The organism is Cellulophaga sp. L1A9, from assembly GCF_009797025.1.
In the GTDB taxonomy this organism is placed as follows: domain Bacteria; phylum Bacteroidota; class Bacteroidia; order Flavobacteriales; family Flavobacteriaceae; genus Cellulophaga.
This window is the reverse complement of record NZ_CP047027.1, coordinates 1,161,976-1,173,544: the sequence shown is the minus strand read 5'-3', so window position 1 is coordinate 1,173,544 and position 11,569 is coordinate 1,161,976. Positions and strand designations below refer to the sequence as shown.

The window sequence follows — 11,569 nt, the reverse complement described above, 5'->3', positions numbered from 1 at the left end:
CTCCAATTTTCATTGGAGCGTTTTTTTATTTACTTGTAGTGGTTCATTACTACATCATTCCTGGCATACCGCCACCCATTGGTGGGCCTGCAGGAGCGTCTTCTTTAATATCAATTAAAGCACATTCGGTAGTTAAGATCATACCAGCAACAGAAGCAGCATTTTCTAATGCAACTCTAGTAACTTTCTTAGGATCTATAATACCAGCTTTCATCATGTCTGTGTATACTTCAGCTTTTGCATCGTAACCAAAGTCACCTTTGCCTTCTAATACTTTAGAAACAACAACAGATCCCTCGCCACCAGCGTTTTCAACAATTGTACGTAATGGAGCTTCAATTGCTCTAGCTACAATTTGCATTCCTGTTTCTTCATCAGGATTTTCAGCTTTCAATTTAGCAAGAACAGCTTTAGCACGTACAAGGGCAACGCCACCACCGGCAACTATACCTTCTTCTACAGCAGCTCTAGTTGCATGCAATGCATCATCAACTCTGTCTTTTTTCTCCTTCATTTCTACTTCAGAAGCAGCACCTACATAAAGAACAGCAACACCACCAGAAAGTTTAGCTAAACGTTCTTGTAGTTTTTCTTTGTCGTAATCAGAAGTTGTAGACTCTATTTGAGCTTTAATTTGATTTACTCTTCCTTTAATATCTTTAGCAACACCAGCACCGTTAACGATTGTTGTGTTGTCTTTATCAATAGATATTTTTTCACAAGTACCTAATAAATCTAATGAAGCGTTTTCAAGAGAGAAACCTCTTTCTTCAGAGATTACCGTACCACCAGTTAAGATAGCGATATCTTCAAGCATTGCTTTTCTTCTGTCTCCAAAACCTGGAGCTTTAACAGCAGCAATTTTTAAAGAACCTCTTAATTTGTTTACTACTAAAGTAGCTAATGCTTCACCATCAACATCTTCTGCAATAATTAAAAGAGGCTTTCCTGATTGAGCAACTGGCTCTAAAACAGGAAGAATATCTTTCATTGAAGAAATTTTCTTGTCAAAAAGTAAAATGTAAGGATTCTCTAATTCAGAAACCATTTTTTCTGAATCGGTAACGAAGTAAGGAGAAAGGTATCCTCTATCAAACTGCATACCTTCAACAACATCAACATACGTGTCTGTTCCTTTAGCTTCTTCAACAGTAATAACTCCTTCTTTGCCTACTTTTCCGAAAGCTTTAGCGATTAACTCACCAATAGTTTCATCATTGTTAGCAGAAATAGAAGCAACTTGTTTTATTTTGTCAGAAGAATCACCAACTTTCTTTGCTTGTTTTGCTAAGTCTTCTACGATAGCTTCAACAGCTTTGTCGATACCTCTTTTTAAATCCATTGGATTAGCACCGGCAGCAACGTTTTTTAATCCTTCTTTTACGATTGCTTGCGCTAAAACTGTTGCGGTAGTAGTACCATCACCAGCTAAATCATTGGTTTTAGAAGCAACTTCTTTAACCATTTGAGCACCCATATTTTCTAAAGGATCTGCTAATTCTATTTCTTTTGCCACGGTAACACCATCTTTAGTAACTACAGGAGCCCCAAAAGATTTACTGATGATTACGTTTCTACCTTTAGGTCCTAAAGTTACTTTTACTGCATTTGCAAGTGCATCAACGCCTCTTTTTAGTCCGTCACGTGCATCTATATCAAACTTTATATCTTTTGCCATTTTTGATTTTGTTTTAAGTCATTCTCAAAAGATTGAGAATTTGTTTAATTAATCGTATAATTTAATTTAGAAGATTTCCGAGGATTCGGAAATAAAAAAATAATTTATATAATTGCTAAAATGTCGCTTTCACGCATCATTAAAAAGTCAGTACCTTCTAATTTTAGCTCGGTACCTGCATACTTACCATAAAGAACAGTATCACCAACTTTAACGGTAACTAGCTCATCTTTGGTTCCAGGACCAACTGCTACTACTTTTCCTTTTTGAGGTTTTTCTTTTGCAGTATCTGGAATGTAAAGTCCAGAAGCAGTTTTTGTTTCAGCTGCCATTGGTTCAATAAGAACTCTATCTGCCAATGGTTTAATATTAACTTTAGCCATATGATTAAATTTTATTAAATTGATTTTAGTTTTGTTACGTTATGGATGGCAGAAATTATGCCATTGCTTAATAACTGACAGTTTGTAAAAAAAAATGCCAGCTTGTCATCCAAGCTGGCATTTTTAAAATATATAGTGTCGTATTGTTTATTCTGAATCAGGAGTCGTAATAGGATCTGGTAATGAATCAGGAACTGTATTTTCGATCTCATCGCCTTGTAAAAGCTTAGAATCTGCTTGTGCGTAATTGTCTTTCAAAGAAATATTCGATAAAAGAATTAGTACGATAAGTATGGTTGCAAGAGTCCAAGTACTTTTATCTAAAAAGTCACCTGTTTTTTTTACTCCACCAACTACTTGACTACCGCCACCACCTAAACTTGAAGATAGGCCTCCACCCTTTGGGTTTTGTACCATTATAACCAACATCAATAAAAGACTCACAATGATTATAAGGATTAAGAATATTGTAAACGTGCTCATTTATTTTCTTTTTGTATTTTTTGTACTAATTTTATTTGGCTTGCAAAGAAACTACTTTTTTCTGGATATTTCAAACTTAAAATTTTATAGGCTTGAATAGCTTTTTTATACTTTTTTTGTTCAAGGTATACTTTAGCTAAAGTAGCGGTCATTAACTCTGTTTTATCAATTTTCATTGGATCATCGATAGGTACTGGAACAGAATTTTTTTCTTTTGGAATTATTTTAGGTTTATTCTCTATAAATTGATCTATTAAATCGAATTTCTTTTTTCTTAAAACCTTTTTTGTAGTGGTTTTTAGGGGTTCTTTTTCTAGTGTTATTTCCTCTTTTTTGTCAAATGAGGCAATTTTTTCTCTTTCAATAGGTTTTTTAGATGCTAATTGCATCCATTCTGTGAAAGAATATTTTTCTTTTTTTGTAAAGGGAAGTGGCTCACCAATCGTTAGTTCCTCTTCTTTTTTTTTAGCTTCCGCGATCTCAATATCAATATTAGGATCTTTTGAAGCAAATAAAGCAGGGTCTAATATCTGATCTGCATCTTTAGCGCTCTGCGGAAGTGCTTTGTCTTCATCGTTTTCGTCAAGCAATGGTTTTTTAACTTCTTCAGAAGTAATGGTTTCAAACTCAATTTCTTTTTCTTCTAATGGTGCTTGTCTCCCTGAAATACGATCTGCAATTCCGTTTTGTAAAAATTCCTTAGATGTAATAAAATCAAATAAAACATCACGATCAGTGGTATAAGCCGCGGTTACTTTTAAAGCGCTATTGTATTTAAAGCTATTTAAATTTTTTAGCCCTTTTAATTGCAAGGCACGCGCAGCTTGAAAATATGGAAATTCATCAAGAATATCATCCAATTGGTTGGTTTGTACTGGTGAAACCAATTTTTCAGGATGTTGCAAAAGATATGTGAAGTCTGATACGTTCATAGGGTTACCAATCTGCTAATGATGCGTTGAAAATATCTTGTGTAATACGCTCAAAAATTGCATCTAGTGCTGTTGACTTTATAGAGCTATAGCTTGTCGTTGCTCCGTAATCATAAAAGAAAGAGAAGCGTTGATCAAAATCTACATCCTCTTTTTTATTATTAAAAAATCGCACGGTTACCGTCATGGTTAATCTGTTTTGTGCAGAAGTCTGATTGGCCGTAGCGGTCATAGGTGTAATTCTAAACTCTGTAATCTCTCCCTCATACACCAAATCGCCCCCAGAAGAAACTAAATCTAAGCTTGTTTGGTTTAAAATTAAATCTTGTAATTCTCTTGTGAAATCACGATCTAAGCCTGGTTCAAAAGTAGATCCGGGGCTTTGAGCGGCATAATTTTGAAATAAACGTACTTCATAAGTTTTTGCTTCTCCAACATCTCCACCTGTAAAATTGTATACGCCACATCCATTTAAGCTCAAGGCTGTGAAGATTAATGCAAGGAAATAGATTGTTTTTTTCAATGTATTTGATTTAAGTTTTAATTGACTCATTATAAATCGTACTGCTTTATTTTACGATACAAGGTGCGTTCAGAAATTCCTAATTCAGCAGCGGCGGCTTTTCTTTTACCTTTGTTTCGTTCTAAAGATTTTGTAATTAACTCTATCTCTTTTTCTTGTAAAGATAGCGTTTCCTCTACTTCAATTTCCTCAGCGAAGTGATATTTGTCTTCTGCATTAGGTTTTGAATAGGGATTTTCCGTTTGGGGTTCGGGAAGGTGAAGCATTTCATTCTCTTCTTCATTCTCATGAGAATAATCCTCTTCATGCTTGCCACCGTATATTTTACGAATAAGGTTTTCGTTATCTTTTTGGACTTCTTCGCTATCGTTATTTTTAAGTAATTCTAAGGTCAGTTTCTTAAGATCATTCAAATCGGCCTTCATATCAAACAATACTTTGTATAGTATTTCGCGTTCGTTACTAAAATCGCCATCTTTTTTCTGCTTATCTACTATAGCAGGGAGGTTAGAACCGCCAAAATTTGGCAAATAACCACTTAATGTTGCTGCCGATATATTTCTGTTTTCTTCAAGGACGGAAGTCTGTTCTGCAATATTTCGTAATTGACGGATGTTTCCAGGCCAACGGTATTTTAATAATACATCTACAGCATTATCTTCTAAACGAATGGTTGGCATCTTATACTTCTGACCAAAATCTGAAGCAAATTTTCTAAAAAGCAAATGAATATCTTCTTTTCGCTCTCTAAGTGGGGGCAATGCAATTTCAACCGTACTCAAACGATAATATAAATCTTCACGAAATTTTTCTTTTTTTATCGCCTCAAACATATTAACATTTGTTGCGGCTACAATTCTAACATTTGTTTTTTGTACTTGCGAGGATCCTACTTTTAAGAATTCGCCATTTTCTAGGACACGCAGTAAACGCACTTGGGTAGTTAAAGGAAGTTCGCCAACTTCATCTAAGAAAATAGTTCCGCCATCGGCAACTTCAAAATACCCACTACGGGCTGCTGTTGCACCGGTGAAAGCCCCTTTTTCATGACCAAAAAGTTCACTATCAATAGTTCCTTCAGGTATGGCACCACAGTTAACCGCAATATATTTTGCATGTTTCCTGTGTGATAATGAATGGATGATTTTTGGAATAGCTTCTTTACCAACACCACTTTCACCAGTTACCAATACTGAAATATCTGTTGGAGCCACTTGAATTGCCTTTTCTATGGCACGATTAAGTTTTAAATCGTTACCAATGATTTCAAATCGCTGTTTTGTTGCTTGTACTGATTCCATGTTAAAATCTTAATTATCTGCTAGTTCAATAGCCTCACCAAGTAAAGTTGCTGAGGTGCAATCTGTTATTTTTACGCGTACTAAATCGCCTATATTATAATTTTCTTTTGCGAAAATTACAACGGCATTCTGAGAATTTCTTCCCATCCAATCTTGATCCGATTTTTTTGAGGAACCTTCAATTAAAACTTCTTCAATCTTACCTAAATGTTCTCTAGTTTTAATATGCCCGTTTTCTCTTTGTACTGCTATTATTTCGGCAAGACGTCTCTTTTTTGTTTCCTCAGGAACATTATCTTCTAGTTTTCTTGCTGCCATAGTTCCTGGTCGCTCCGAGTAGGAATACATGTATCCAAAGTCGTATTGAACGCGTTTTAGGACATCAAGCGTAGCTTGGTGGTCTTCTTCTGTTTCTGTTGGGAAACCGGAAATCATATCTTGAGATATAGCACAATCGGGTAAAATTCTTCTGATATTGTCAATAAGGGTAATGTATTCTTCAATGGTATGTAATCGATTCATTTCTTTTAAAATGCGATTACTGCCACTTTGGACAGGCAGGTGTATATGATTGCAGATATTTTTATGCTTTGCTACCGTTTCAATAACATCAAGAGTCATATCTTGAGGGTTAGAGGTAGAAAAGCGAATTCTCATTTTAGGAAATTTCTTGGCAACGGTATCAAGTAACGATGAAAAATTTACCGCTGTTGCTTTTTGCATATCAGAAGCTTTTTCAAACTCTTTTTTTAAGCCACCACCATACCATAAATAGCTGTCTACGTTTTGTCCTAAAAGGGTAATTTCTTTAAAGTTGCTATCGTGAAGGTCTTGAATTTCTTTTAGAATAGATTGTGGTTCGCGGCTCCGTTCACGCCCGCGAGTAAAAGGTACCACACAAAAGGTACACATATTGTCGCAACCTCTGGTAATAGAAACAAATGCACTAACGCCATTACTTTGTAAACGAACAGGACTAATGTCTCCGTAAGTTTCTTCTTTAGATAAAATAACATTCACGGCATCTCTACCTTCGTCAATCTCTTGAATTAGATTAGGTAAATCTTTATAGGCATCTGGGCCTACAACCATATCTACTATTTTTTCTTCTTCAAGAAATTTGCTCTTTAAACGTTCGGCCATACAACCCAAAACACCAACCTTCATGTGAGGGCGAGTTTTTTTTACGGCATTGAATTTCTCCAAACGTTTACGCACGGTTAGTTCTGCTTTTTCTCGAATAGAACATGTGTTTACCAAAACAAGATCTGCTTCTTCTAAAATTTGTGTGGTATTAAATCCTTCTTTAGCAAGAATAGAAGCAACAACCTCACTATCCGAAAAATTCATGGCGCACCCGTAACTTTCAATATATAGTTTGCGGCCATTTCCAGAAATTTTATCAAGAGCAACAGGTTGACCTTGGTTTTCTTCATTAATAATTTTCTCCATGTACTATGATAATCAACAGAATGTTTTATTAGGACTGCAAAGATATGATTTTTAGAAGTGTTCTGTCAAATTGGCAGTTAAAAATTAGTGAAATTTGTAGTCTAGATTAAATTTATCAAATTTACTCCTTGAAAAGCAGTGTGTTCTAAAATGAAAAAAAGTAAAAATCAATCCCCGAAAAAACGGTGGGCAACTAAAGATGTGATGCATCAAATTTATGAGAATCATTTATGGGGAGGAGCTGAGTTTGATTTTTATTCAGGAGATGGTTCACATGTAGATGCCATTACTGAACCTTATATAAAGGAGGTGTCTGCTTTTTTAAAGTCTTTTGAAAGTCCGCTCGTTGTTTGTGATGTTGGTTGTGGCGATTTTAATATTGGAAATCAGTTAATAGGCTTTTCTGAGAAATATTTTGCGGTAGATATTGTCCCAGCCTTAATTGAAAGGAACAAAGCAAGATTTAAGAATGATAATTTAGAGTTTTTGTGCTTAGATATTTGTGAAGCAGACTTGCCAAAGGCAGATTGTATTTTTGTTCGGCAAGTATTACAGCATCTTTCAAATGCAGAGATTCAATCTTTTTTATCTCAACTTAAGAATTATCCCTATTGTATTGTAACAGAACATATACCTAATGGTGATTATGAGCCAAATATAGATATGGTTACTGGTATGGGGAATAGGGTAAAGAAAAAAAGTGGCGTGGCTATTATGGCGCACCCTTTTAATTTTAAACCTATTGCTTCTTATGAATTATTGAGAATTGTTTTAGATGATGAAAGCAGTATTCAGACTATGGTTTATCAGAATTTTTAGTTTTTTTCGCAACCAATTAGATCATTAAGCATCTGATAAATAATCAATTGAAAAACGAACAACTCATGAAATATTTTTTTATAGCCTTACTTTTTATCTCAACGATAGGATTTGTTTCTTGTGAAACCAAAAGATGATGATAAGTATGCAGATTACATAGTTGCGAAGCCTTTGATTATTTCAAAAGAAGATTTTAAAAACGGAGTAACAGTTTTACCTCCCTCAATTTATAGAGGAATCTGGGAAAATCTATGCGTATGAAAACTATATTTTTATAAATGACAAGCATCAGGGTGTTCATGTGATTGATAATAAAAACCCCGAGGCTCCTGAGAGAATAGCATATATAAAAATTCCTGGTAATGTTGATATTTCTGTCAAGGATAACTATTTGTTTGCGGATAGTTTGACGGACTTAGTGATCATTGATATTTCAAATCTTGATAATATTCAAGTGGTAAATAGATTAGAAGACGTTTTGAGAGGGAATGTTATTTGGCCTATGGCCGATTTTTATGACTATGATGGTGTAGATTCTGAAAATGAAATTATAATAGGATGGGAGACAGCATCGGAGCCAAGACTGATATCAGAATATGAAGAGCGTTTTGGTGGTGGTATTATGTTAGATGCGGTAACAAATAGCGCATCTGTAGGGCAAGGCGGTTCTTTAGCCCGCTTTAAAATTGTTAACGATTATTTGTATGCAGTAGACAGTCATAATATTAATGTTTTTGATATTTCAAATTTAGAAAACCCGAAAGATCTAGACGATGTTTACGCAGGTTTTGATATTGAGACCATTTTTAATCGCAATCAATATTTATTTTTAGGAAGCAAGAGTGGAATGTATATCTATGATATTTCTTCCCCTAGTACTCCGCAATTTGTTTCAGAATTTCAACATGGTACTGCTTGTGATCCTGTAGTGGTAGATGATAAATATGCTTATGTAACCCTTCGTGGAGGAAATTCTTGTGGGGCAACAGAAAGCGGATTGTTTGTTATCGATATTCAGGATATTAAAAATCCGACACTTTTAAAATCTTATGAGATGGAAGAACCTTATGGTTTAGGCTTAAAAGATAACCTGATTTTTGTGTGTGACGGGAAGGCAGGATTAAAGGTGTATGATAAAACAGATGTTGAAAATTTAGAAGCACTAAATCACTTTGAAAACATCATAACTTTTGATGTTATTCCGCTGAAAAATAGCCTTTTAATGGTTGGAGATGACGTGTTGTATCAGTATCAATATGAAGAGCGTTCTATAGCTTTGCTAAGCACACTTTCTTTGCAATAATAGGTAATAAAAACCTTCTTTTTTTTTATTAAATATAGGACGCCTAAAAAGAGTTTTTAGTTGCATTTATAATACTAAATATCACCTATATAGTAAGGATACAGCGTAAAATTAAAAAATTGGTATACTTTTGTAAGACCAAAAACTAGTCAATGGCAAAGAATTTAGTAATCGTAGAGTCTCCTGCAAAAGCAAAAACAATAGAGAAATTTTTAGGAAAGGACTTCAAGGTAGAATCCAGTTTTGGTCATATAGCCGACTTACCTTCTAAGGAATTAGGAGTAGATGTTGAAAATGATTTTGAAGCAAAATATATAGTAAGTAAAGACAAAGAAGCTTTAGTTAAAAAACTTAAAGATTTAGCGAAGAAAGCAGACACTATATGGTTAGCAAGTGATGAGGATCGAGAAGGGGAAGCTATTTCATGGCACCTAGAACAGGAACTAAAATTAGATAAAAGTAAAACCAAACGTATTGTTTTTAATAGTATTACAAAGTCTGCAATACAAAAAGCAATTGAAAACCCTAGAGAGATTAATTATGATCTTGTAAATGCACAACAGGCAAGAAGGGTTTTAGATAGACTAGTGGGATATGAACTATCTCCTGTCCTATGGAAAAAAATAAAACCAGGTCTTTCTGCGGGTAGAGTTCAATCTGTAGCAGTGCGTTTAATTGTAGAGCGTGAAAGAGATATTGAAGGGTTTACTCCAGAGGCATCTTTTAAGATTACAGCCCAATTTAAAACAAATGAAGGCAGTATATTTTCAGCGAAACTTAATAAAACTTTTGCAACGAAAGAAGAGGCAGAGGCTTTTTTAAAGGAGAATATGAATGGTAAATTTGCGGTAGCAAGTTTAGATAAAAAACCAGCAAAAAAATCTCCGGCAGCACCATTTACTACATCTACCTTACAACAAGAAGCATCACGTAAATTATATTTTTCAGTAGGAAGAACCATGCAAGTAGCACAACGTTTGTACGAAGCAGGTTTAATTACCTATATGAGAACGGATAGTGTAAACTTATCAAAAGAAGCACTAGATGCCGCGAAAGAAGCAATTGTAGAAAATTACGGAAAAGAATATAGCAATTCTCGTAATTTTAAAGGAAAAAGTAAAGGAGCTCAAGAGGCGCATGAGGCTATTAGACCTACGGATATGAAACTTCAAAACGTTTCATTAGAGCGCGATCAAGAAAAATTATATGAACTTATTTGGAAGCGTACACTTGCTTCTCAAATGAGTGATGCCCAATTAGAGCGAACTAATGTAAAAATTAGTTGTTCTGGTCATAATCAAGAGTTCACTGCAAACGGAGAGGTTATTAAATTTGATGGTTTCCTTAAAGTTTATATGGAAGATGTTGATGATGAAGATGCATCTGAAGAGCAAGAAGGAATGCTTCCTGCAATGAAAAAAGGGGAGGCATTGACTAATAATTATATTACTGCTACAGAACGTTTTAGCAGACCTCCATATCGTTTTACAGAAGCATCTTTAGTTAAGAAGTTAGAGGAATTAGGTATTGGTAGACCATCTACCTATGCGCCAACAATTTCTACAGTTCAAAATAGAGGCTATGTCGAAAAAGGAACTATCGAAGGTGTAGAGCGTAAGTATGTGCAGTTAGTTCTTGAAAACAACGCTGTAGCAACGAACAATCTAACAGAAAACGTAGGATCTGATAAAGGAAAATTAGTACCAACAGATATTGGTATGATTGTTACGGACTTTTTAGTAAGTCACTTTTCTGGAATTATGGAGTATAATTTCACCGCTAAAGTAGAAGAAGATTTTGATGAAATAGCGGAAGGGAAAGAGGATTGGAAAAAAGTGATGAAGAACTTTTATAAAGATTTTCACCCTAAAGTAATTGATGTAGAAGAGAATGCGGACAGGGCTAGTGGAGAACGTATTTTAGGTACAGATCCAAAATCTGGAAGACAAGTATTGGTGCGCTTAGGTCGCTTTGGTCCTATGGTTCAAATTGGATCATCTGAAGAAGAAGAAAAGCCAGTATTCGCTAGTTTATTGCCGGAACAATCTTTAAACACCATAACATTTGATGAAGCTATGGAACTTTTTACCCTACCTAGAACACTAGGAGAGTACAAAGGACAAGAAGTTTTAGCAAACGTGGGTAGATTTGGTCCTTATGTAAAATTCGGAGAGAAATTTATTTCATTAGATAAAGGAGAAAGTGCTTTTGATGTAGTTTTTGAAAGAGCAGTAGAACTTATTATAGCAAAAGAAAAAGCAGATGCTCCCGTAGCTCATTATGAAGATAAAGAGGTGACCAAAGGTACAGGTCGCTTTGGTCCCTTTATAAAGTGGGACGGAATGTTTATCAATGTCAATAAAAAATATGATTTTGATAATTTGTCTAATGATGATATTATTGAACTTATCGAAACAAAGAAACAGAAGGAGATTGATAAGGTTATACATGATTGGAAAGAAGAAGGCATTCGTGTAGAAAAAGCACGTTGGGGTAGGCATAATGTGCTTAAGGGGAAAATAAAAGTAGAATTATCAAAAGAAGTTGATGCTACTAAAATTACTCTTGAGCAAGCAAAAGCTATGATAGAAAAGAAAACGCCGAAGAAAAAGGCAAAAGCTGCACCAAAGAAAAAAGCTGCGCCAAAGAAAAAGGCAAAATAAATATACATTTATAATTTTTTACCAATACACCT

10 protein-coding genes are annotated in these 11,569 nt (G+C 34.7%); 3 read left to right on the top strand and 7 right to left on the bottom strand.

What is annotated here, in order from left to right; all coding sequences use genetic code 11:
- Nucleotides 1-49: 49 nt before the first annotated feature.
- The 7 genes from groL to miaB all read right to left on the bottom strand — a co-directional run bounded on the left by groL (nucleotide 50) and on the right by miaB (nucleotide 6,752).
- On the bottom strand, nucleotides 50-1,678 hold the full coding sequence (gene groL, locus GQR94_RS05060) for a chaperonin GroEL (protein WP_158974451.1): 1,629 nt from the start codon (nucleotides 1,676-1,678) through the stop codon (nucleotides 50-52).
- Nucleotides 1,679-1,782: 104 nt separating this feature from the next.
- Nucleotides 1,783-2,061, bottom strand: a complete 279-nt coding sequence (groES, locus tag GQR94_RS05055) for a co-chaperone GroES (protein WP_024478973.1) — start codon at nucleotides 2,059-2,061, stop codon at nucleotides 1,783-1,785.
- 147 nt (nucleotides 2,062-2,208) lie between these two features.
- Complete coding sequence (gene secG, locus GQR94_RS05050) at nucleotides 2,209-2,544, bottom strand: preprotein translocase subunit SecG (protein WP_158974450.1); 336 nt, start codon at nucleotides 2,542-2,544, stop codon at nucleotides 2,209-2,211.
- A complete protein-coding gene (locus GQR94_RS05045) occupies nucleotides 2,541-3,476 on the bottom strand; it encodes a hypothetical protein (protein WP_158974449.1) in 936 nt (311 codons plus the stop codon). The genes secG and GQR94_RS05045 overlap by 4 nt, the downstream gene beginning before the upstream one ends.
- Before the next feature lie 4 nt (nucleotides 3,477-3,480).
- Complete coding sequence (locus tag GQR94_RS05040) at nucleotides 3,481-4,029, bottom strand: LptE family protein (RefSeq protein WP_158974448.1); 549 nt, start codon at nucleotides 4,027-4,029, stop codon at nucleotides 3,481-3,483.
- A complete protein-coding gene (locus GQR94_RS05035) occupies nucleotides 4,029-5,300 on the bottom strand; it encodes a sigma-54-dependent Fis family transcriptional regulator (protein ID WP_158974447.1) in 1,272 nt (423 codons plus the stop codon). The genes GQR94_RS05040 and GQR94_RS05035 overlap by 1 nt, the downstream gene beginning before the upstream one ends.
- Before the next feature lie 9 nt (nucleotides 5,301-5,309).
- Nucleotides 5,310-6,752: a tRNA (N6-isopentenyl adenosine(37)-C2)-methylthiotransferase MiaB gene (gene miaB, locus GQR94_RS05030; RefSeq protein ID WP_158974446.1), complete on the bottom strand. Its 1,443-nt coding sequence runs from the start codon at nucleotides 6,750-6,752 to the stop codon at nucleotides 5,310-5,312.
- Nucleotides 6,753-6,902: 150 nt separating this feature from the next.
- Here miaB and GQR94_RS05025 point away from each other — a divergent pair, with 150 nt between their 5' ends.
- From GQR94_RS05025 to topA, 3 genes are all read left to right on the top strand, one after another.
- The gene (locus GQR94_RS05025; protein ID WP_158974445.1) at nucleotides 6,903-7,571 is read left to right on the top strand and encodes a class I SAM-dependent methyltransferase; all 669 of its coding nucleotides are present in this window, start codon (nucleotides 6,903-6,905) and stop codon (nucleotides 7,569-7,571) included.
- A gap of 301 nt (nucleotides 7,572-7,872) precedes the next feature.
- Complete coding sequence (locus tag GQR94_RS05020; RefSeq protein WP_233268640.1) at nucleotides 7,873-8,874, top strand: LVIVD repeat-containing protein; 1,002 nt, start codon at nucleotides 7,873-7,875, stop codon at nucleotides 8,872-8,874.
- Between the two features lie 152 nt (nucleotides 8,875-9,026).
- Nucleotides 9,027-11,537, top strand: a complete 2,511-nt coding sequence (topA, locus tag GQR94_RS05015) for a type I DNA topoisomerase (protein ID WP_158974444.1) — start codon at nucleotides 9,027-9,029, stop codon at nucleotides 11,535-11,537.
- The last annotated feature ends 32 nt before the right edge of the window (nucleotides 11,538-11,569 follow it).